Genomic DNA, 23414 nt, shown 5'->3' with positions numbered 1-23414 from the left:
TGCCTCGCAAAGGATCGGCCACAAACGTGACATACGCCATACACCTTCCCCTGTAGTCTGGAACCGATGCCGCAGGCCGGAACCCGGCCCGGATGAATCCATTCAGTCTGGGGTTCATACTGGGAGGACCGGGGCCACCAGGCCCGCGGCGACCGCAAGCAGGCCCGTCCACGCACGGGCCAGAGCAAGCCATCCGCAAGAAGGAGTCATCCCGCATGAGCGATTCGTTCTCCACCCGCAGCCAGCTGAACGTCGGCGGCAAGACCTACGACTACTTCAGCCTGCCCACGCTGGGCCAGCGCTTCGATATCTCCCACCTGCCCTACTCGATGAAGATCCTGCTGGAGAACCTGCTCCGGCACGAGGATGGCGGCGTCACCGTCGGCAAGGACCACATCGAAGCCGTGGCCCGCTGGAACCCGGCCGCCGAGCCGGACACCGAGATCGCCTTCATGCCGGCGCGCGTGGTCCTGCAGGACTTCACCGGCGTGCCCTGCGTGGTCGACCTGGCCGCGATGCGCGACGCCGTGGTCAAGCTCGGCGGTTCGCCGGAGCAGATCAATCCGCAGATTCCCTCCGAACTGGTCATCGACCACTCGGTGCAGGTCGATGTGTTCGGCAAGCCCGACGCGCTGGACCTCAACGGCAAGATCGAATTCCAGCGCAACCAGGAACGTTACGGCTTCCTGCGCTGGGGCCAGAAGGCCTTCGACAACTTCAAGGTGGTGCCGCCGAACACCGGCATCGTCCACCAGGTGAACCTGGAGAACCTGGCCCGCGTGGTGATGACCGCGGACAAGGACGGCAAGGCCGTTGCCTACCCCGATACCGTGTTCGGTACCGACAGCCACACCACCATGATCAACGGCATCGGTGTGCTCGGCTGGGGCGTGGGTGGCATCGAAGCGGAGGCGGCCATGCTCGGCCAGCCGTCCTCGATGCTGATCCCGCAGGTGGTCGGCTTCAAGCTGACCGGCAAGCTGCCCGAGGGTGCCACCGCCACCGACCTGGTGCTGACCGTCACCCAGATGCTGCGCAAGCTGGGCGTGGTCGGCAAGTTCGTCGAGTTCTACGGTGACGGCCTGCAGCACCTGCCGCTGGCCGACCGTGCCACCATCGGCAACATGGCCCCGGAATACGGCGCCACCTGCGGCATCTTCCCGATCGACGCCGAGTCGCTGAACTACCTGCGCCTGTCCGGCCGCAGCGAAGAGCAGATCGACCTGGTCGAAGCCTATGCCAAGGCACAGGGCCTGTGGCACGAACCGGGCAGCCCGCATGCCCAGTACAGCACCACGCTGGAACTGGACATGGGCACGGTGAAGCCATCGCTGGCCGGCCCGAAGCGTCCGCAGGACCGCGTGCTGCTGGAAGACGTGCAGAAGAACTACCGCGACGCCCTGGTCGGCATGACCGCCAACCGTGACAAGCGCAGCGACGATGTTTCCTCGTTCGTCAATGAAGGCGGTGGCGCCGCAGTCGGCAACGAGCAGCTGGCCAAGGGCTTCGCCGACATCGAGATCGAGAACCGCAAGGTGCGGCTGAAGGACGGTGCGGTAGTCATCGCCGCCATCACCTCGTGCACCAACACCTCCAACCCGGCGGTGATGATCGGCGCCGGCCTGCTGGCCCGCAACGCGGCCGCCAAGGGCCTGAACCGCCAGCCGTGGGTGAAGACCTCGCTTGGCCCAGGCTCGCGCGTGGTCACCGACTACCTTGAAAAGGCCGGCGTGCTGAAGGAGCTGGAGAAGATCGGCTTCTACGTGGTCGGCTACGGCTGCACCACCTGCATCGGCAACTCCGGTCCACTGCCGACCGAAGTCAGCGCCGGCATCGCCACCGGCGACCTGGTCGTCACCTCGGTGCTGTCGGGCAACCGCAACTTCGAGGGCCGCGTGCACCCCGAAGTGAAAATGAACTACCTGGCCAGCCCGCCGCTGGTGGTGGCCTATGCCATCGCCGGCACCACCGACATCGACCTGACCACCCAGCCGCTGGGCACCGGCAGCGATGGCCAGCCGGTGTTCCTGCGCGACATCTGGCCGAGCAACAAGGAAATCGGCGATGTCATCGCCGCGACCATCGGCCCGGAGATGTTCAAGCAGAACTATGCCGACGTGTTCAAGGGTGATACCCGCTGGAACACCATCGCCTCGCCGGACGGCAACCTGTACGAGTGGAGCGATGCCTCCACCTACATCAAGAACCCGCCGTACTTCGATGGCATGACCATGCAGACCGGCAGCATCGACGACGTACACGGCGCACGCGTGATGGGCCTGTTCGGCGATTCGATCACCACCGACCACATCTCCCCGGCCGGCAACATCAAGAAGGACTCGCCGGCAGGCCGCTTCCTGCAGGAGCGCGGCGTGCAGCCGGCCGACTTCAACAGCTACGGCAGCCGCCGCGGCAACGATGACGTCATGGTCCGCGGCACCTTCGCCAACATCCGCATCAAGAACCTGATGTTCGGTGGCGAGGAAGGTGGCAACACCCTGTACTACCCTGCCGGCGGTGGCCAGCCGGAGAAACTGGCGATCTACGATGCGGCCATGAAGTACAAGGCCGACAAGGTGCCGCTGGTGGTGCTGGCTGGCAAGGAGTACGGCACCGGCTCGTCGCGTGACTGGGCGGCCAAGGGCACCCTGCTGCTGGGGGTGAAGGCCGTCATCGCCGAGAGCTTCGAGCGCATCCACCGCTCCAACCTGGTCGGCATGGGCGTGCTGCCACTGCAGTTCCGCAACGGCGAGAACGCACAGAGCCTGGGCCTGGACGGTTCGGAAACGATCGACATCACCGGCCTGCAGGACGGTGCCAGCAAGCGTGCCACGGTCACCGCGACCAAAGCCGATGGCACGAAGAAGACCTTCGAGGTGTCGGTGATGCTGCTGACCCCGAAGGAAGTCGAGTACTTCCGCCACGGTGGCCTGCTGCAGTACGTGCTGCGCCAGCTGGCAGGTCGCTGAACCGTCCTGCGGTACCAACGAGCGGAAGCCCGGCCCCCGCGCCAGCGCGGGGGCGCTGCGGAGACGCGCGAACCAGTGGTTCGCAAGCGCGCCTCCTCGCCCACCACGGTGGCCTGCTGCAGTACGTGCTGCGCCAGCTGGCAGGCAAGTAATGCGCCACCTGTAGAGCCGAGCCCGCGCTCGGCTCTACAAGAAAAAGGGCCGGATCCTCATGGATCCGGCCTTTTTTGTCTGCAAGCTTGCCCGCTCGCATCAGGTCGCACATCGACCCTCAAGATCAGGGCCGCACGCCAAACAGATGCCACGACGTTTTCACTGCAGGGCCACTGGTATCCAACGACCATAGCCCTTCCTCCCACTCAAGATGCCCATCCGGCGCATCCTCGTTGAACACTGTCACCGACATCTCGCCGGCCGGATGCGGCGTGTCCTCGATGCGATAGCACACCGCACCGGCGTTTCCCTGGTAGACGTTTGAGAGGAAGCCCGGCGGGCAGCGCACATCCAATACCCGGTAGCCACTGCTCTCCTCGCTGGCATAGACATTGGTGTGGATCGAATAGGTCACCAGCCCACCAGGATGCGGTGCCAGCTGCAGATTCAGTTCTGCCGTTTCACCCAGCGCGATCACTGGAAAGTTCGATTGCACCATCGCGTTCGGCACCGCATGGGCACTCATCGAAAGCGAGACCATCAACGCACAGCTCAGGATTCGGACCATGGCTCAACTCCGGGAAAGGAACGTTGAACGATGATTGCCGCGAACGGCCCTGCATGTCTTTCAGAGCACTACGAAATTGAGTAGGGCCGGATCCCTCGCGGATCCGGCCCTTCTGGTTTCTTCGCAGCCAGGCATGGCCTGGCTCTACTGCGTTACCGACGGCATCGGGATAGATGCCGGGTGCCCGATCACCGGCGCGGTGCGTCCGGGTCGGTGCGCAGCGCCTTCAGCAGGCCCCACATGTAGAACGCCAGGGTGAACGAGAACGGCAGGCCGCACAGCACCACTGCCGTCTGCATCGCGCTGAAATTACCAGCCAGCAACAGGCCGACGCTGGCCACGGTGATGCCGGCCGCCCAGAACACGCGCAGCCAGATCGGCGCGTCATGGCCATCTTCCACGCCATCGTCAACGCGACGGGTGCACAGGTTGGCGATCATCAGCGTGCCCGAATCGACCGGGGTCAGGAACAGCACGAAGCCGATCACCACCGCGGCACCGGCCACGTACGGCGCGCCGGGCAGGTATTCCAGCAGCTTGAACAGCGTCATCGCCGCATCGTGCTGGGCCACGTCACCCAGGATCGCCTGGCCATGGTTGAGCACCAGGTCGATGGCGGTGTTGCCAAAGATCGACAGCCACGCCAGGGTGAAGCCGAGCGGAATCAGCAGCACGCCCATGATCACTTCGCGGATGGTGCGGCCACGCGAGATGCGCGCCACGAAAAGACCGACGAACGGCGCCCAGGCGATCCACCAGGCCCAGTAGAACAGCGTCCACGAGCCCATCCACTCGCGGCCCTTCGGGTCGTTGAGGTACATGTCGAAGCTCTTGCGCACGAACGCGCCGAGGTAATCGCCGGTGTTCTGGATCAGGCCGTCGAACAGGTGCAGGGTCGGGCCGGTGATCAGCACGAACAGCAGCAGGCCACACAGCAGGCGCACATTGAGGTTGGACAGCCAGGCAATGCCCTTTTCCACACCGGCGACCACGCCGATGGTGGCCACCACCATCATCACCAGCACGATCGCCACCAGCACCTGCGGCGTATCCGGGATGTGGAACAGGTAGACCAGGCCGGACTGCACAACCAGCGCGCCGATGCCGAGGTTGGTCACCATCGAGATCAGCGTGGCCAGGATGCCGAAGCCATCCACCATGTCGCCGATGCGGCCGTGGATGCGCTCACCGAAGATCGGGTACAGCGCCGAGCGCAGCGCCAGCGGCAGGTCGCGGCGGTAGGCGAAGTAGCCCAGGGCCACGCCGACCAGCGCGTACAGCGCCCAGCCGTGCAGGCCCCAGTGCAGGAAGGTCAGCACCATCGCTTCGCGGCCGGCGGCCACGGTCCCGCCGGGCTGCCCGGGCGGATTGAGGAAGTGATCCAGCGGCTCGTAGGCGCCGTAGTACAGCAGCGCGATGCCGATGCCGGCCGAGAACAGCATCGAGACCCAGGCGACGTAGCCGAAGGCCGGTGATTCCTCGTTGTGGCCCAGGCGGATGCGGCCATACGGCGAGAACGCCAGCCACAGCACGAAGCCCAGGCACAGCACGATCAGCAGCATGTACCACCAGCCGAACGCGGCCGACACCTCGGCCTGCGCCCATTGCAGCCAGTGCTCGCTGCCTTCGGGATAGAGAACGGTGAGCAGCCCGAGGATGCCGATCGACACCGAGGAGCTGAAGAAGACAAAACGGTTCAAGCGCAGGGGCGAACGCTTGGGATGAGCCAGGGAAGACATGGGGTCGTCTCATCAAGTCCGAGGGAGCACATGGGCGGGGCCGGACCGGTAAACCGGGCCCATGGCGTGGGGCGCGAGCGCATCCTAGGGTTTATTGATTGAACGTTCAATCAATAAAAAGCATAATGGCGGGCAGCCCGATCCTTCGGGTCGCAATCCGTGGAGAGACAATGCCGAAGAAAGGCGTGGAACCGGTACGGCGCGAGCAGCTGATCCGGGCCACTTTCCAGACCATCGACGAGATCGGCATGGCCGATGCGACCGTCGCCACCATCGCGAAGAAGGCCGGGCTGTCCAGCGGCATCGTCGCTCACTACTTCGGCGACAAGGACGGCCTGCTCAATGCTGCAATGCGGCAGATCCTGCGCGAGCTGAAGGACGCGGTCGCCCGTTACCGCGCCGACGCCAGCGACGACCCGCGCGAGCAGCTGCGCGCCATCGTCGATGGCAACTTCGACGACAGCCAGATCAACGGCACCGCGATGCGCGTCTGGCTCACCTTCTGGGCCGCGAGCATGCACCAGCCGGAACTGGCCCGGCTGCAGCGCGCCAATGACCAGCGTCTGTTCTCCAACCTGTGCCACCAGTTCAACCGCCTGCTGCCCCACCCGCAGGCCCGCCTGGCCGCCCGCGGCCTGGCCGCGATGATCGACGGCCTGTGGCTGCGCGGCAGCCTGGTCGGCGGCCAGTTCAATGCCGAGAAGTCCCGGCGCATCGCTTACGGCTACATCGACTTCCAGTTGCAGGCTGTCGCGCTATAAGCGCTTCAGCACCCGCCCCCTTCCAAGGAGTACGCCCCATGACCACCCTGCCCGTCCAACAGCTCTACATCCACGGCCAGCGGGTCGATGCCACCAGCGGCAAGACCTTCAAATCCGTCAACCCGGCCACCGGTGAAGTGATCGCTGAAGTGCAGGTCGCCAGCCAGGCGGACGTCGAACGCGCCGTGCAGAGCGCGGCCGAAGGCCAGAAGGTGTGGGCTGCGATGACCGCCATGGAACGTTCGCGCATCCTGCGCCGCGCCGTCGAGATCCTGCGCGAGCGCAACGACGAACTGGCGCACCTGGAAACGCTGGACACCGGCAAGGCACTGGCCGAAACCACCACCGTGGACATCGTCACCGGTGCCGACGTGGTCGAGTACTACGCCGGCCTGGCCACCGCCATCGAAGGCATCCAGCTGCCGCTGCGCGAATCGAGCTTCTTCTACACCCGCCGCGAGCCGCTGGGCGTGGTCGCCGGCATCGGCGCCTGGAACTACCCGATCCAGATCGCCATGTGGAAGTCGGCCCCGGCCCTCGCCGCCGGCAACGCGATGGTGTTCAAGCCGTCCGAAGTGACCCCGCTGACCGCGATCCGGCTGGCCGAGATCTACACCGAAGCCGGTGTGCCGGCCGGCGTGTTCAACGTCGTGCAGGGCCCGGGCCGCGAGATCGGCCAGTGGCTGACCGAGCACCCGGTGATCGAGAAGATCTCCTTCACCGGCGGCGTCGCCACCGGCAAGAAGGTGATGGCCAGCGCCGCGTCCTCGTCGCTGAAGGAAGTGACCATGGAGCTGGGCGGCAAGTCGCCGCTGGTGATCTGCGATGACGCCGACCTCGACCGCGCCGCCGACATCGCGGTGATGGCCAACTTCTTCAGCTCCGGCCAGGTCTGCACCAACGGCACCCGCGTGTTCGTGCCGCGCAGCATGCTGGCCGCGTTCGAAGCCGCCGTTGTCGAGCGCGTCAAGCGCATCCGCATCGGCGACCCGATGGCCGCCGAGACCAACTTCGGCCCGCTGACCAGCTTCCCGCACATGGAAAACGTGCTGCGCTACATCGAAAGCGGCAAGGCCGAAGGCGCCCGCCTGCTGACCGGCGGCGGCCGTGCCACCGAAGGCGCGCTGGCCAACGGCGCCTACGTTCTGCCGACCGTGTTCTCCGACTGCCGCGATGACATGACCATCGTCAAGGAAGAGATCTTCGGGCCGGTGATGAGCATCCTCGCCTACGACGACGAAGACGAAGTGGTGCGTCGTGCCAACGACACCACCTTCGGCCTCGCCGCCGGCGTGGTCAGCAAGGACGTCAGCCGCGCCCACCGCATCATCCACCGCCTGGAAGCCGGCATCTGCTGGATCAACACCTGGGGCGAATCGCCGGCCGAAATGCCGGTCGGTGGCTACAAGGAATCCGGCGTCGGCCGCGAGAACGGCATCTCCACCCTCGGCCACTACACCCGCATCAAGTCGGTGCAGGTCGAGCTGGGCGACTACGCCAGCGTGTTCTGACCGGCGCGCCGCGAGCACGCCCCATCGTCCGGCCACCGCGCCGATCCGACATCCCGCCGGGACGCCTGCATGCAGCGCGCCCCGGCCTGCAGGAGACACCCATGAGCACCCATAACGAGTACGACTACATCATCATCGGCGCCGGTTCGGCCGGCAACGTGCTGGCCACCCGCCTCACCGAAGATGCCGATGTCAGCGTGCTGCTGCTGGAAGCCGGTGGCCCGGACTACCGGCTCGACTTCCGTACCCAGATGCCGGCGGCACTGGCCTTCCCGCTGCAGGGCAAGCGCTACAACTGGGCGTACAAGACCGATCCCGAGCCCTTCATGAACAACCGCCGCATGGACTGCGGCCGCGGCAAGGGCCTGGGCGGCTCGTCGCTGATCAACGGCATGTGCTACATCCGCGGCAACGCGATGGACTATGACAACTGGGCCAGCATGCCGGGCCTGGAAGACTGGACCTACCTGGACTGCCTGCCGTACTTCCGCAAGGCGGAAACCCGCGACATCGGCCCCAATGACTACCACGGTGGCGAGGGCCCGCTGCGCGTGACCACGCCGAAGGCCGGCAACAACGAACTGTTCGCTGCGATGGTCGAAGCCGGCGTACAGGCCGGCTACCCGCGCACCGACGACCTCAACGGCTACCAGCAGGAAGGCTTCGGCCCGATGGACCGTACGGTGACCCCGAAGGGCCGTCGTTCCAGCACCGCCCGCGGCTACCTGGACCTGGCCAAGCCGCGCCCGAACCTGACCATCGTCACCCACGCGCTGACCGACCGCATCCTGTTCTCGGGCAAGCGTGCGGTGGGCGTGCAGTGGCTGCACAACGACCAGCCGCAGCGTGCCACTGCCCGCCGCGAAGTGCTGCTGTGCGGCGGCGCCATCGCCTCGCCGCAGATCCTGCAGCGCTCGGGCGTCGGCCCAGCCGACCTGCTGCGCAGCCTGGACATCGACCTGGTGCACCACCTGCCGGGCGTCGGCGCCAACCTGCAGGATCACCTCGAAATGTACCTGCAGTACGAGTGCAAGAAGCCGGTATCGCTGGCACCGGCACTGAAGCTGTACAACCAGCCGGCGATCGGTGCGGAGTGGCTGTTCCTGGGCACCGGCATCGGCGCCAGCAACCAGTTCGAGGCCGGTGGCTTCATCCGCAGCGACGCCGAGTTCGACTGGCCGAACCTGCAGTACCACTTCCTGCCGGTGGCGATCAACTACAACGGCTCCAACCCGATCAAGGCGCACAGCTTCCAGATGCACGTCGGTTCCATGCGCTCGCCCAGCCGCGGCCGCATCCATGTGCGTTCGAAGGACCCGCGCGAACACCCGAGCATCCTGTTCAACTACATGTCGCACGACCAGGACTGGCGCGAGTTCCGTGCGGCGATCCGCATCACCCGCGAGATCTTCGCGCAGCCGGCACTGGCGCCGTACAGCGGCCGCGAAATCTCGCCGGGCAGCGCGCTGCAGACCGATGCGCAGATCGATGCGTTCGTGCGCGAGCACGCCGAGACCGCCTACCACCCGTCGTGCTCGAACAAGATGGGCCATGCCGATGACCCGATGGCCGTGGTCGACGGCCAGGGCCGCGTGCACGGGCTGGAAGGCCTGCGCATCGTCGATGCCTCGATCATGCCGCAGGTGGTGACCGGCAACCTCAACGCGCCGACCATCATGATGGCCGAGAAGCTGGCCGACGTGATCCGCGGCCGCACCCCGCTGGCCCGCAGCACCGCGCCGTACTACAAGGCCAACGGTGCACCGGTGCGCAAGCAGGGCTGACGCAGGCGGCCCGCTAGGCGCCACGGTAGTGCCGGCCACTGGCCGGCATCCACCGGAATCCCGATCGAGCGTAGATGCCGGCCAGCGGCCGGCACCACCAGGTAAAGAGGCCCTTCGGGGCCTCTTCGCGTTTTCCCTACGGCGGGGTATGCTGCAATGACCGGCCATTGTCGATACGCTCAGGGCCGGAACCTAATACATCACGATTCCTGGAGGGGGAATATGAGTCTGGATCGTCCCTGGCTGCAGAGCTATCCGAAAGGCGTTCCCGCCGAGATCGACGTCAACGAGTTCCATTCGGTAGCTTCGGTCTTCGACGCTTCCGTCGCGAAATTCCGCGACCGTCCCGCCTACTCCAGCTTCGGCAAGGTGCTCACCTATGGCGAGACCGACGCGCTGGTCGAACAGTTCGCGGCCTACCTGCTCGGTGAGCTCAAGCTCAAGAAGGGTGACCGCGTCGCCCTGATGATGCCCAACTGCCTACAGTACCCGGTGGCCACCTTCGGCGTGCTGCGCGCCGGCCTGACCGTGGTCAACGTCAACCCGCTGTACACCGCCCGCGAGCTCAAGCACCAGCTGGTCGATGCCGGCGTGACCGCGCTGGTGGTGGTCGACAACTTCGGCGACACCGTCGAGCAGGTCATCGCCGATACACCGGTCAAGCATGTGATCACCACCGGGCTGGGCGACCTGCTCGGCGGCAAGGGCGTGATCGTCAACTTCGTGCTGAAGTACATCAAGAAGATGGTGCCCAACTACCATCTCAAGGGCGCGGTGCGCTTCCGCCAGGCGCTCAAGCTCGGCAGCCGCCACAGCCTGCCCAAGGTCGAGATCGACCACGACGACATTGCGTTCCTGCAGTACACCGGCGGCACCACCGGCGTGGCCAAGGGGGCGATGCTGACCAACCGCAACCTGATCGCCAACATGCAGCAGGCCTCGGCCTGGATCAGTGCGTCGGGCATCGAGATGGGCAAGGAGTGGATCATCACCGCCCTGCCGCTGTATCACATCTTCGCACTGACGGCGAACGGGCTGGTCTTCATGAAGTTCGGTGGCTGCAACCACCTGATCACCAACCCGCGCGACATGAAAGGCTTCGTCAAGGAGCTCAAGTCGGTGCGTTTCACCGCCATCACCGGCGTCAACACGCTGTTCAACGGCCTGCTCAACACCCCCGGTTTCGACACGGTCGACTTCTCCTCGCTGAAGGTCACCCTGGGCGGCGGCATGGCCGTGCAGCGCGCCGTGGCCGAGCGCTGGAAGAAGGTCACCGGCGTGACCCTGGTCGAGGCCTATGGCCTGACCGAGACCTCGCCGGCAGCCTGCATCAACCCGCTCACCCTGACCGAGTACAACGGCTCGATCGGCCTGCCGATCCCCTCCACCGATGCCTGCATCAAGGACGACAACAGCGCCATCCTGCCGCTGGGCGAGGTCGGCGAACTCTGCATCAAGGGCCCGCAGGTGATGAAGGGCTACTGGCAGCGCCCGGAGGAAACCGCCAAGACCATCGACGCCGACGGCTGGCTGCACACCGGCGACATGGCGAAGATGGACGAACACGGCTTCTTCTACATTGTCGACCGCAAGAAGGACATGATCCTGGTGTCCGGCTTCAACGTGTACCCGAATGAAGTCGAGGACGTGATCGCGATGATGCCGGGCGTGCTGGAAGTGGCCGCGGTCGGCGTGCCGGATGAAAAGTCCGGCGAAGTGGTCAAGGTGGTCATCGTGAAGAAGGACCCGAACCTGACCGCCGAAATGGTCAAGGAGCATGCCCGGGCCAACCTGACCGGCTACAAGCACCCCAAAATCGTTGAATTCCGAAAGGAACTGCCGAAGACCAATGTCGGCAAGATCCTCCGTCGCGAACTCCGCGATACGCCCGCCCAGTAAGGGTTTTCGGCAATCTGGACAGTGCAGGGCCCGGGGCGGAAACGTCCCGGGCCCTTTCGCATGCGACGCCCCTGAGGCGGTGTAGCATCGCCGCGTGTGTGGACCGTTCGGCCCGCCGGCCACCCACCTGACACTGCGGGCCGCATGCCGAGGACCCTTCCATGAGTACCATCGAAAAGCTGCCCTCAAGCGGCTCGCCTTTTGCCACCATCCGTACCGAAGACAGTGCCGACGGCACTGCCCACTGGCTGTTCATGCATGCCGATGCCGCCACCGGCATCCGTCCCTGCTGCCGCAAGGACATGCTCGACGAGATGTGGAGCTACATGGCGGCCATCACCCGCAGCCCCGCCGAGCGCCACAGCGGCACCCTGCGGCATTTCGTGCTGGCCTCCGACGCCCTCGCCTACAACCTAGGCGGTGACCTGGACCTGTTCACCCGCCTGATCCGCGAAGGCAACCGCGACCTCCTGCTGAACTACGCCCAGCGCTGCGTGGAGGGCGTGCACCACCTGCATACCGGGTTCGGCGGCGATGTCCGTTCGATCGCCCTGATCCAGGGCGACGCCCTCGGTGGTGGCCTGGAAATGGCCCTGGCCTGCCACACCATCGTCGCCGAGGAAGGCAGCGGCCTCGGCCTGCCCGAGGTTCTGTTCGGCCTGTTCCCGGGCATGGGCGCCTACTCCTTCCTGTGCCGCCGGGTGTCACCGCACCTGGCCGAGAAGATCATTCTCGACGGCCGGGTCTACAGCGCCGAGGAGATGCATGCGATGGGCGTGGTCGACGTGCTGGTGAAGAAAGGCGATGGCCGGGCGGCCGTTGAAGAACTGATCCGCCAGCAGCAGCGCACCCCGCAGTCCTACCTGGCAATGAACGCCGCACGCAGCATTGCCCAGCCTGTCAGCTATGACGAACTGCTGGAGATCACCAAGGTATGGGTCGATTCCGCCCTGGCCCTCGGCGACCGCTCGCTGCGCACCATGGATCGCTTGATCAAGGCCCAGACCCGTCGCGCCAGTCTCGACGCGGCCTGATTCATCCCTCCCCCAGGATGGGTTCAAGCCCGGTTGGCCACCGGGCTTTTTTTAGGGCCCCACCATCGATCAGCGCGCTTCACCATCATCAGCAGCACCGCGCAGGCGGCGTTCGGCCCGTGCCTCCAGCGCACGCCGGCCTTCCTTGATCGCGTCCTGCAGGATGTCCAGGCGCGGACGCCATTCGGTCTTGAGCTGCCAGTCGGCCATCCGCATCAGCTCGCCGGCACGGTTGGACGCGCGCATCAGGCCAAGGTTGCTGGCCACGCCCTTGATCGCGTGGGACTGTTCGCGGAACACATCCCAGTGCGCAGCCTCGCCGGCCTGCTCGGCCTTGCCCATGCAGCTCGCCACATCCTCCAGGCACTGGCGGATGAACTCGCGCTCGAAGCCCTCGCCCATGCCCAGCGAGGCCAGTTCGTCCAGCACACTGCTGTCGAGCACCCCGTCCTGCAGCGCCGCCGGCCGTACCACCGGCGCGGCCATGGTCTTCAACTGGGCGTTGTTGGCGATCTCGGCCAGGGTATCGAGCAGGCGTACCGCCACCACGGGCTTGGCCAGGAAGGCATGCGCACCGGCCTGGGTGCAGCGCTGGATCGCCTCGGGCGTGACATCGGCGCTGAGCACCAGCACCGGTGTGCGCGGACCGCCGCCGGCCTGCATGACCCGCAGCTCCTTGAGCATGTCCAGCCCGCTCATGCCCGGCATGTGCAGGTCAACGATGACCGCGTCGAACTCGCTGTCGGCCAGCGCATCCAGCACCGCCTCACCGCCGTCCACGCACAGCACACGATGTCCGGCCTTCTGCAGCAGGCGCTGCAGGACCATGCGGTTGGCCTCATGGTCGTCGGCCACCAGGATCTGCATGCTGCGCACGCGGGCGCGATGGCGCAGGAACGGATCGGCAAAGGCGATCACGTTACCGCCCGGCCCGACGTCTTCGTCGCCGGTCAGGCTCGGCACCGCACCCGGCACCAGCGGCTGCGGCGGCGCAAACGGCAGCTCTACCCAGAAGTGGCTGCCGCGCGGCGGGTTTTCCAGATAGCCGATGTCACCGTCCATGGCTTCGACCAGGCCCTTGGCGATGGTCGTGCCAAGGCCGGTGCCCTCGTGGCGGCGCGCCATGCTGACGTCAGCCTGCTCGAAGGCATCGAACAGCCGCGCGCGCATGGCCGGCGCCACGCCGATGCCGGTATCGAGGATGTCGAAGCGCAACCGCACTGCGCCATTGGTATCCGCATGGACGACGCCGACACGGATCTCGACCCGGCCGTGGTCGGTGAACTTGACTGCATTGCCGGCCAGGTTCAACAGGATCTGCCGCAGATGCCCGACATCGCCGCGCACCCGTGGCGGCACGCCGTCGGCGACCTTCACCCGGTAGTCTAGTCGCTTGGCCTTGGCCTGCGGCAGCAGGATCAGCCCGATCGCCTGGATCACATCGGTCACGGCGAAGTCTTCGGCCACCACGCGCAGCTTGCCGGCTTCGATGGCCGAGATGTCCAGTACTTCCTCCACCAGCGCCAGCAGGCTGCGCGATGATGCCTGGATGGTGTTGAGGCACTCGCGCTGCTCGTCGTCCAGGCGCGTGGTCGCCAGCACTTCGGTCATGCCGTTGAGACCGTTCAATGGCGTGCGGAACTCGTGGCTCATGTTGGCCAGGAAACGACTCTTGGCCTCGCTGGCGCGGCGCGCCTCGGCCATCGCTTCGGTCAACTGCCGCAGCAGCGTCGAGAAGTACAGCGGCACCGCGGCCAGGCCGAGCCAGAGGCCGATGGCCAGGCGGAAATTCTGCTGCCAGTACGGGGTCAGCAGCACGGTGCAACCAAAGCTCACCATCGCCATGGCCACCGCCACGTACAGATAGTGGTTGCCAAAGCGCATGCCGTTGCCGACCGTCACCCACATCACCACGATGTAGACCCAGGACAGCGGCTCGCCCATCTGCACCATGCCGGCAGCGATCAGGCCGTAGTCGGCCAGCATGCCCAGCACGCGGCGTGGATCGGAACGCGCCGGCCGCCACAGCAGCCAACCGAACAGCAGCAGCGACAGGCTCAGGCCGGTCAGCACGATCGCCAGCACGCCCACGTACTGTGTGTGCGGCAGATCGTGGCGTGGCGCCGGCAACAGCACGTAGGCCAGGATCAGGCTGATCAGGACAATGCGGACGATCTGCTGGCCGTGCTCACTGTCCTGGCGCTGGGACAGGCGCAGCCGCAGCTGCGACAACAGCCGTTTCACGCGCCCAGCCCCGGGCGCGCGGACGCCATCGAATGCTCGGCGCAGATCTGGTCCAGCTGCTCGCGGCCGCGCAGCAGCGCGTCCACGCATCGGGGGTCGAACAGGCGGCCACGCTGGGCGTAGAGATAAGCCAGGGTGGCTTCCATGGTCCATGCTTCCTTGTACGGACGGGGTGATATCAGGGCGTCGAAGACATCGGCGACGGCCACGATGCGCGCTTCCAGCGGAATCGCATCGCCGACCAGCCCATCGGGATAGCCACTGCCGTCGTAGCGCTCATGATGACGCAGTGCGATCAACGCGCCAACCTGGATGAAGCGATTCTGGCTACCACTCAGCAGTTCATGGCCAATCCGCGGGTGCCGGCGCATGATCGCCAGCTCCTCCTCGTTGAGCTTGCCCTGCTTGAGCAGCACCGCATCGGGGATGGCGATCTTGCCCATGTCGTGCAGCGGCGCGGCCATCTCGATCAGGCGCACTTCCTCTTCGGGCAGCCCGAGCTGGTCGGCGATCAGGCCGGCCACGCGCGCCATGCGTTCCAGGTAGGCGCTGGTACCGGCATCACGGAACTCGATCGCACGCGCCAGCCGCGACAGCGTTTCGCGCTCCCGCTCTTCGACTTCATGCATGCTGGCCAGCAGGCGCTGTTCCAGCGACAACGCCCGCTGCTTCACGTTCTCGGTCTGCTGCCTCAGCTGCAACAGGTTGTAGCAGCGCGCACGCAGTTCGCGCGGGCGGATCGGCTTGACCAGGAAGTCGATGACACCCGCTTCCAGCGCGGCCTGCCGGATCGGCTCGTCGCCGACCACGGTGATCAGGATGACCGGAATGTCGCGGTGCTTCGGCAGGCGACGGAAACGACGGGCGAATTCCAGCCCGTCCATCTCCGGCATGCGGTAATCGAGCAGCAGCAGGTCGACCGGATGCGCTTCGCACCACGCCAATGCGGTCAGCGGATCGCCGAAGTCATACACGCTCAGTTCCGGCGCGATGTCCTCGATGACGTGACGCAGCATCGTCCGGGCGGAAGTCTGGTCGTCAACAATGACGATGTTCAACGCGTACTCTGCCTGGTTTTTCGACCATGCTGGATCATCAGCAGGCGAGGATACTCTGCCGCTGCGAACGCTCGCACCCTGCATCGGCCTGACTCCCGTGTCATGCGTCCCGGTTCATGATCGTCATCACATTGTGAAGCGGGCTCTCCACACTGTGCACTCCCCTTGGCGCCGATCAAGCCACAACAGGCGTCAAGGTAGTGCAATAACGATACGCCGAGTGCGGGAGGCGTCAATCGCGCCGTCTCGTTTCGGGACGGCGCGCACAATCAGGAGTCAAAAAGACGACTTACTGCTCCGGACGCATGTACGGGAACAGCAGCACGTCGCGGATCGAACTGCTGCCGGTCAGCAGCATCACCAGGCGATCGACGCCGATGCCCAGGCCGCCGGTCGGGGCCATGCCGTACTCCAGCGCACGGATGTAGTCGGCGTCGTAGTGCATGGCCTCGTCGTCGCCACCCTCCTTCGCGGCCACCTGGGCCTGGAAGCGCTGGGCCTGGTCTTCCGGATCGTTCAGCTCGGAGAAGCCATTGGCCAGCTCCTTGCCATTGACGAACAGCTCGAAACGGTCGGTGTAGCCCGGATCGTTGTCGTTGGCACGGGCCAGCGGCGAGACCTCCACCGGGTGATCGGTGATGAAGGTCGGCTGGATCAGGGTGTGCTCGACGGTGGCCTCGAAGATCTCCAGCAGCAGCTTGCCCCAGCCATAGGACGGCTTGACGCGGATCTTCAAGCGCTCGCAATGGCGCAGCAGCGCCTCGCGGTCGGTGCAGTCGGCAGCGGAGATTTCCGGGTTGTGGTGGCGGACCGCCTCGTCCATGCGCCAGCGGCGGAACGCCGGGCCCAGGTCGATCTTCGCGCCATCCCACTCCACCTCGGTGCCACCGTTGACGGTCGTGGCCACGTCACGGATCACGCCTTCGGTCAGGTCCATGATCTCGTTGTACGTGGCATAGGCCTCGTACAGCTCCATCATGGTGAATTCCGGGTTGTGACGGGTGCTGACGCCCTCATTGCGGAAGTTGCGGTTGATCTCGTAGACGCGCTCCAGGCCACCCACGGTCAGGCGCTTGAGGTACAGCTCCGGCGCCACGCGCAGGTACAGGTCCAGGTCCAGCGCATTGTGGTGGGTGGTGAACGGCTTGGCCGCCGCGCCGCCGGGGATGTAATGCATCATCGGCGTCTCGACTTCCAGGAAGTCGCGGTTGTCCAGCCACGCGCGCATGGCGCGGATGATCTTCGAGCGCTTGATGAACACCGCGCGCGACTCCGGGGTCACGATCAGGTCGACGTAACGCTGGCGGTAACGCTGCTCGACGTCGGCCAGGCCGTGCCACTTGTCCGGCAGCGGGCGCAGCGACTTGGTCAGCAGGCGGATCGATTCAGCCTTGACCGACAGCTCGCCGGTCTTGGTACGGGTCAGGCCGCCTTCGACGGCGATGATGTCGCCCACGTCCCAGCCCTTGAAGGCCGTGTAGGCATCGCCCAGCACCGCGCCCTGCAGGAACAGCTGGATGCGGCCGGACTCGTCCTGGATCTGCGCGAAGCTGGCCTTGCCCATGATGCGCTTGGCCATCAGGCGGCCCGCCATCTTCACCTGGCGGCCGTTGCCTTCCAGGGCCTCGGCGGTCCACTGTCCGGCATCGGCGAATTCTTCCTGCAGGCGGCCGGCGAAGTCCTCGCGACGGAAGTCGTTCGGGTACGCGATGCCCTGCCCACGCAGCGCTTTGAGTTTCTCACGGCGCTCGGCGATCAACTTGTTTTCGTCGACGGGGGGGGTATCGGTAGCTTCGCTCATGGATCTGCGGGAATCGTGTAGTGAGGGGGGATGCTGCGCCCGGCGCAGCCGGTTGCCCAGCATACCAAAACCGCCCTGCCCCGGCCCCGGCCCGCCGCCCGGTAGCCGCCAACCTTGGTTGGCGCTCTGCGTGTCGACCAAGGTCGACACCTACCGGGCGGATCGGCCGGCCCTGCTCCGGCTTTACCGGGTTCCAGGGAACGCCTGCCGCAACTCGTCCACCAGCACCCGCTGGTTCTCCGAGTAATCGATCGGCACCGACACCAGATGCACCCCGCCCTCGTTGAAGGCCGCTTCCAGGGTCGGGATGAACTGCTCGATGGCCGTCACCTCGTGGCCCTTGCAGCCATAGGCCTCGGCGTACTTCACGAAATCGGGGTTGCTGAAGGTCATGCCGTAGTCGGTGAAACCATCCACCGCCTGCTTCCAGCGGATCATGCCGTAGGCACCGTCGTTGAGGATCAGCACCACCAGGTTCAGGCCCAGCCGGCGCGCCGTCTCCAGCTCCTGGCTGTTCATCATGAAACCGCCGTCACCGCAAACCGCCAGCACCCGCCGCTGCGGATACAGGATCGAGGCCATGATCGCCGACGGCAGGCCCGCGCCCATCGTCGCCAGCGCGTTGTCCAGCAGCAGCGTGTTGGCCACCTGGGTGCGGTAGTTGCGCGCGAACCAGATCTTGTACATGCCGTTGTCCAGCGCCACGATGCCGTCCGGCGGCATCACCTGGCGCACGTCGTGCACCAGCCGCTGCGGGGTGAACCCGGCCTCTTCGGCCCGGTCGGCCAGGTGCTCGAGGATGGTCGCGCGCAGCGGCAGCAGCGCAGCGGCGTTCGGCACCGCACCCTCGATGCGGTCGGCCAGCTGGGTCAGCGAACGACCGATATCGCCGATCACCTCCACCTGCGGGAAATACACCTGCTCCACCGCCGCCTGCGAGTAGCCGATATGGATCACGGTCGGCCCACCCGGGCGCATCACGAACGGCGGCTTCTCGGTGACCTCGTGGCCGATGGTCACGATCACGTCGGCCTGGTCGATCGCCATGTGCACGTAGTCGCGCTCGGTCAGCGCCGCGGTGCCCATGTACAGGCCCGAACCACCAGCCACCGCACCCTTGCCCATCTGCGTGGTGAAGAACGGGATGCCGGCGCGCAGCACGAACGCGGACAGCGCGTCGCTGGACTGCGGCCGCGAGGCCGCCGACGCGATCATCAGCAACGGCCGCTTGGCATTGCGGATGATCTCAGCCGCCCGATCCAGCGCCTCCGGGCTGGCAATGGGACGGTCCACCGCGTGCGGCGGAATCAGCGCCACGCCCTCGACCTCATCGGCGGCGATGTCCTCGGGCAGCTCCAGCAGCACCGGGCCCGGGCGCTCTTCCTGGGCGACACGGAACGCCTCGCGGACGATGGTCGGAATCGTACGCGCCGAGACGATCTGCCGCGCCTGCTTGGTCAACGGCTTCATCGTGCCGACGATGTCGACGATCTGGAAGCGCGCCTGCTTGCTGGCGACGATGCCTTTCTGGCCGGTGATCATGATCACCGGCCACGCACCCAGCAGCGCATACGCCGCGCCGGTGGTGAAGTTGAGCGCACCCGGGCCGAGCGTGGCCAGGCACACGCCCGGCTTGCCGGTCAGGCGGCCATAGGTGGCCGCCATGAACACCGCCGCCTGTTCGTGGCGGGTGATGACCAGCTCGATGCTGGAATGGCGGAGCGACTCGACCACATCGAGGTTCTCTTCGCCGGGGATGCCGAAAATACGCTCGACGCCTTCGTTCTCAAGCGCGGCGACGAGCAGGTCTGAACCCTTGGACATTGGAATGCCGTCCTTTTCGCTGGACTGATGGTGGATCGTTGCAGGAAGGATGAGAGCCGCGCGTCAACGCTTGTCGAACCACACGGTCTGCGCGTTGACGAATTCACGGATGCCGAAGTGCGAGAGCTCGCGACCGAAGCCGCTCTTCTTCACGCCGCCGATCGGCACGCGTGGGTCCGAGGCGGAGAAGCCGTTGACGAACACGCCGCCGGTCTGCAACCGGCGCGCCAGCTGCATGGCCCGCGCGCGGTCGCCGGTCCACAGGTTGCCGCTGAGGCCGAATTCGCTCTGGTTGGCCAGCTCCACCGCATGGTCGGCGTCGCGGGCCCGGCTGATCGAGGCCACCGGCCCGAAGGTCTCGGTATCGAAGGCCTGCATGCCCGGCTCCACGCCGGCCAGCACGGTGGGTGCATAGAACGCACCCGGGCGATCCAACTGGTGGCCACCGACCAGCAGCTGCGCACCGGCCTCCACCGAAGCGCGTACCTGCGCGTCGAGCTGTTCCAGCAGGTCCTGGCGCGCCATCGGGCCGATACGGTTGCCCGCTTCACGACCATCGCCGATGGTCAGCGCCTGCACCTTCTGGCAGAACTGTGCCACGAAGCGGTCGTACACCGCGTCTTCAACGATGATGCGCTTGCCGGCGATGCAGACCTGCCCGGTGTTCTGGAAGCGCGAGGCCACCGCCGCATCGACGGCCGCATCGAGGTCGGCGTCGGCCAGCACGATGAACGGATCCGAGCCGCCCAGTTCCAGCACCACCTTCTTCAGCGCCTGCCCGGCCTGGGCGGCAATGCTGCGGCCGGCGGCCACGCTGCCGGTCAGGGTCACTGCCGCGATACGGTCATCGGCGATCGCGCGGCTGGTGCCCTCGCGGCTGATGTTGGCGGCGATGAAGGTGCCTTCCGGCAGTCCGGCATCACGCCAGGCGGCATCAAGCAGCTGCGCGGTACCGACGATGTTCTCGGCCGGCTTCAGCAGGAAGCCGTTGCCGCCCATCAGGATCGGTACCGCCGCGCGCATCACCTGCCAGTACGGGAAGTTCCACGGCATGATGCCCAGCACCACGCCCAGCGGCAGGTAGGACACGTAAGCCTTGTCGCCGGGCACCTGGGTCGGTTCGTCGCGCAGGAACTGCGCGCCGTGGTCGGCGTACCAGTCGCACAGCACGGCGCACTTCTCGATCTCGGCCAGCGATTCGGCCTGCACCTTGCCCATCTCGGCGGTGGCCAGTGCAGCCAGCTTCTCGCGGTCACGGCGCAGTACGCCCGCCATCGCCCGCAATACCTGCGCTCGTTCTTCGAGGCTGCTGGCACTCCAGGCAGCGAAGCCAGCCTGGCCGCGATCGAGGATTGCATCCAGCTCGGCATCGGTGGCGAAGGGATGGCTGGCGATCTGCAGGCCGGTGGCCGGATCGCGGGAAATGGCGGTGGTGGGGGCAGCGGACATGCAGGTCTCCTGGTGTCTCGACAACGGGCGGCGGCCCGTCTCCTGCACAGGAATGTGGACCCGATGGGCGGGCACAACAAGGCGTCTGCTTATCCTGTGACCTGCACTTACCTGCCTGAATGGGGTTATCGGCAGGGCTGCGCCCTGCACCCGCAGAGGCCAGGGCAACGTCAAGGCCAAAGGCCTGCATTCCGTGGGATGGCGGGATGGGTCCGGTTGCGGGGGACGGCGTGAATACGTCCATGTAGCCTCGGTCGCGCCATCCATGGCGCTCACGCCCCCGCAACCGGACCCACCCCGCCTTCGACAATTTCCCGCTATCTGTACGACATCCACGCCATGCGTGGATGAATCTTCATCGGAATCGACTGTTTCGAAACTGGAACGAAAAACAGCCGGGCATCGGCTCGGCTCTACAACAGACCGCGCGGGAAACTGTCAGAGGTGGGGCGGTGTCGGAGTGCGGGGTGTCAGCCGCATGGATGCGGCTGCCAAGCCCCCAGGGACGGGTTTACGGCGTCCCCGCACTCCGACACCGCCCCGCCATCCCACGGAATGCCCGCTGTTGCTGTTGCTGTTGCTGTTGCTGTTGCTGTTGCTTCAGCCTCTGCAGGTGCAGGGCTGCAAGCCCTGCCGAACAACCCCCTACCTACGCGGCAGGTAGGTCACCAGTGACAGATCGTGCCGGCTCTCCGGCACCAGCGCCACGTACTGCAGGTCCAGCAACCCACGCGTGGGATGGTTCAGCTTCTTCGCGCCTTCATCGAACCGGCGCACGTCGTGCTCCGGCCACCACTGGCGGAACGCTTCACTATGCGCCGCGATGTCCTCAGCCAGCGCCAGGAACGGGGCCTTGTCCGGCGCCTGCGCCATCGCCGCGCGGAAGCCTGCCAGCAGGCCGCGGGTCATTTCTTCCCAGTTGAGGATCAGCGTGCGGTATGGCGGGTACAGGAACATCAGCCGCAACGTGTTGCGCTCATGCGGCGCCAGCTGGCTGTAGTCCACGAACAGGTCGGCGATGGCCGGGTTCCAGGCCAGGATGTCGAAGCGGGTGTTGCGTACGTAGGCCGGGATCGGCTGCATCGCTTCCACCAGCTGGCGCAGGCCGTCGGTCACACTCTCGTCCGGTGATTCCAGCGGCACGCCGTAGCCGGACAGCGCGAACGCATAGGCGCGTTCGTCGTCGCTCATGCGCAGCACCTGCGCCAGCCGCTCCAGCACCTCGGGCGAGGCGCGCACTTCGCGGCCCTGCTCGATCCAGGTGTACCAGCTGACGCTGACCCCGATCGCCAGCGCGACTTCCTCGCGCTTCAGGCCCGGGGTACGCCGGCGCCCGGCCGGGAGGCCGAGCGTGGCGGGATCGACACGGGCGCGGCAGGCCTTGAGGAAGCCGCCGAGTTCCTTGCGTTCACTTTCGCTGCGCATCATCGCTCCCCGTCACGAAGAGCGATGATATCCGCGCAGGCGGGTCGATCAGGCATCGACGCGCTTGGAGCCCACGGCCAGGCCGGCCTTCAGGCTGGCCTCGACGAACTCGTCCAGGTCGCCGTCGAGCACCTTCTGCGTGTCCGAACGTTCGATGCCGGTGCGCAGGTCCTTGATACGGCTCTGGTCGAGCACGTAGTTGCGGATCTGGCTGCCCCAGCCGATGTCGGACTTGGTGGCTTCCACCGCGTCCTTTTCGGCGTTGCGCTTCTGGATCTCCAGCTCGTACAGCTTGGCGGCCAGCATCTTCATCGCGTTGTCGCGGTTCTGGTGCTGGCTGCGGCCGGTCTGGCAGGCCACGACGATGTTGGTCGGGATGTGGGTGATACGCACCGCCGACTCGGTCTTGTTGACGTGCTGGCCACCGGCACCGGACGAACGGTACACGTCGGTACGCAGGTCGGCCGGGTTGATGGTGATGTCGATGTTGTCATCGATTTCCGGCGACACGAACACCGAGGTGAAGCTGGTGTGGCGGCGGTTGTCCGAGTCGAACGGCGACTTGCGCACCAGGCGGTGCACGCCGGTCTCGGTCTTCAGCCAGCCATAGGCATAGTCGCCTTCCACGCGCAGCGTGGCCGACTTGATGCCGGCGACGTCGCCACCGGACACTTCCATCAGTTCGGTCTTCCAGCCGCGCGACTCGCACCAGCGCAGGTACATGCGCAGCAGGATCTCGGCCCAGTCCTGGGCTTCGGTGCCGCCGGCACCGGCCTGGATGTCGACGAACGCGGCCGCATTGTCCATCTCGCCGGAGAACATGCGCTGGAACTCCAGCTTCTCCACGTGTGCCTGGTGCTTGTCGAGGTCGGCGACCACCGCCAGGGCGGTGTCCTCGTCCTGCTCGGACTCGGCCAGTTCCAGCAGTTCGGTGGCGTCGTTCAGGCCATCGAGCACCGAGGCGATGCCGCCCACGGTCTTTTCCAGGCTGGAACGCTCGCGGCCCAGGTTCTGGGCGTATTCGGCATTGTTCCAGACGTCGGGGCTTTCCAGCTCCCGCGTTACTTCTTCAAGACGCTCTTTCTTGGCGTCGTAGTCAAAGATACCCCCGAAGCGACAGCACGCGATCGGTCAGATCGGTGATGCGCTGGCGGACAGGATTCAGTTCGATCATGTCGGCGGTTATGCATTCAAA

At 66.0% G+C, this 23414-nt stretch carries 15 protein-coding genes; 6 read left to right on the top strand and 9 right to left on the bottom strand.

Translation table 11 applies throughout. From position 1 onward, the window contains the following. Positions 1 to 215 precede the first annotated feature (215 nt). Entirely contained in the window at positions 216 to 2969 is a 2754-nt protein-coding gene (gene acnA, locus AB1281_RS08310; RefSeq protein ID WP_430345571.1) for an aconitate hydratase AcnA, read from the top strand. A 277-nt stretch (positions 2970 to 3246) separates the two neighbouring features. Here acnA and AB1281_RS08305 read toward each other — a convergent pair whose 3' ends face one another. Together AB1281_RS08305 and AB1281_RS08300 are read right to left on the bottom strand one after the other, a co-directional pair. Beyond that, a complete protein-coding gene (locus AB1281_RS08305; protein WP_014037078.1) occupies positions 3247 to 3690 on the bottom strand; it encodes a hypothetical protein in 444 nt (147 codons plus the stop codon). 188 nt (positions 3691 to 3878) lie between these two features. After that, positions 3879 to 5429, bottom strand: a complete 1551-nt coding sequence (locus tag AB1281_RS08300; protein WP_430345570.1) for a BCCT family transporter — start codon at positions 5427 to 5429, stop codon at positions 3879 to 3881. A 170-nt stretch (positions 5430 to 5599) separates the two neighbouring features. Between AB1281_RS08300 and betI the strand changes: the two genes are divergently transcribed. The 5 genes from betI (at position 5600) to AB1281_RS08275 (ending at position 12418) form a co-directional block, all read left to right on the top strand. Beyond that, positions 5600 to 6190, top strand: coding sequence for a transcriptional regulator BetI (gene betI / locus AB1281_RS08295; RefSeq protein WP_005409501.1), 591 nt, complete (start codon positions 5600 to 5602; stop codon positions 6188 to 6190). 38 nt (positions 6191 to 6228) lie between these two features. Beyond that, positions 6229 to 7701 (top strand): betaine-aldehyde dehydrogenase, encoded by a 1473-nt coding sequence (betB, locus tag AB1281_RS08290; protein ID WP_014037075.1) that lies wholly within the window; start codon positions 6229 to 6231, stop codon positions 7699 to 7701. A 101-nt stretch (positions 7702 to 7802) separates the two neighbouring features. Further along, entirely contained in the window at positions 7803 to 9485 is a 1683-nt protein-coding gene (betA, locus tag AB1281_RS08285) for a choline dehydrogenase (RefSeq protein WP_014037074.1), read from the top strand. 222 nt (positions 9486 to 9707) lie between these two features. Next, entirely contained in the window at positions 9708 to 11384 is a 1677-nt protein-coding gene (locus AB1281_RS08280; protein ID WP_430345569.1) for a long-chain fatty acid--CoA ligase, read from the top strand. Positions 11385 to 11545: 161 nt separating this feature from the next. Further along, positions 11546 to 12418, top strand: a complete 873-nt coding sequence (locus AB1281_RS08275; protein WP_430345568.1) for a crotonase/enoyl-CoA hydratase family protein — start codon at positions 11546 to 11548, stop codon at positions 12416 to 12418. Positions 12419 to 12487: 69 nt separating this feature from the next. Here the strand turns inward: AB1281_RS08275 and AB1281_RS08270 are convergent, their stop codons facing one another. The 7 genes from AB1281_RS08270 to prfB all read right to left on the bottom strand — a co-directional run bounded on the left by AB1281_RS08270 (position 12488) and on the right by prfB (position 23393). Next, positions 12488 to 14662: a response regulator gene (locus AB1281_RS08270; RefSeq protein WP_430345567.1), complete on the bottom strand. Its 2175-nt coding sequence runs from the start codon at positions 14660 to 14662 to the stop codon at positions 12488 to 12490. After that, a complete protein-coding gene (locus AB1281_RS08265; RefSeq protein WP_014037069.1) occupies positions 14659 to 15804 on the bottom strand; it encodes a response regulator in 1146 nt (381 codons plus the stop codon). Before AB1281_RS08265 ends, AB1281_RS08270 begins: the two co-directional genes overlap by 4 nt. Before the next feature lie 205 nt (positions 15805 to 16009). Beyond that, the gene (lysS, locus tag AB1281_RS08260; protein WP_430345566.1) at positions 16010 to 17521 is read right to left on the bottom strand and encodes a lysine--tRNA ligase; all 1512 of its coding nucleotides are present in this window, start codon (positions 17519 to 17521) and stop codon (positions 16010 to 16012) included. 183 nt (positions 17522 to 17704) lie between these two features. Further along, positions 17705 to 19345 (bottom strand): acetolactate synthase large subunit, encoded by a 1641-nt coding sequence (locus AB1281_RS08255; RefSeq protein ID WP_430345565.1) that lies wholly within the window; start codon positions 19343 to 19345, stop codon positions 17705 to 17707. 63 nt (positions 19346 to 19408) lie between these two features. After that, entirely contained in the window at positions 19409 to 20794 is a 1386-nt protein-coding gene (locus AB1281_RS08250) for an NAD-dependent succinate-semialdehyde dehydrogenase (protein WP_430345564.1), read from the bottom strand. A gap of 645 nt (positions 20795 to 21439) precedes the next feature. Beyond that, a complete protein-coding gene (locus AB1281_RS08245) occupies positions 21440 to 22222 on the bottom strand; it encodes a helix-turn-helix transcriptional regulator (RefSeq protein ID WP_430345563.1) in 783 nt (260 codons plus the stop codon). 45 nt (positions 22223 to 22267) lie between these two features. Next, a protein-coding gene (gene prfB, locus AB1281_RS08240; protein WP_014037064.1) for a peptide chain release factor 2 occupies positions 22268 to 23393 on the bottom strand; the annotation gives its coding sequence in 2 pieces (ribosomal slippage) (positions 22268 to 23317 and positions 23319 to 23393; 1125 coding nt in all). Positions 23394 to 23414: the final 21 nt, after the last annotated feature.

This window comes from Stenotrophomonas sp. NRRL B-14846, assembly GCF_050473585.1.
Taxonomy (GTDB): domain Bacteria; phylum Pseudomonadota; class Gammaproteobacteria; order Xanthomonadales; family Xanthomonadaceae; genus Stenotrophomonas.
Note: the sequence above shows the minus strand (reverse complement) of the source record. Positions and strands in the feature narration are given on the sequence as shown.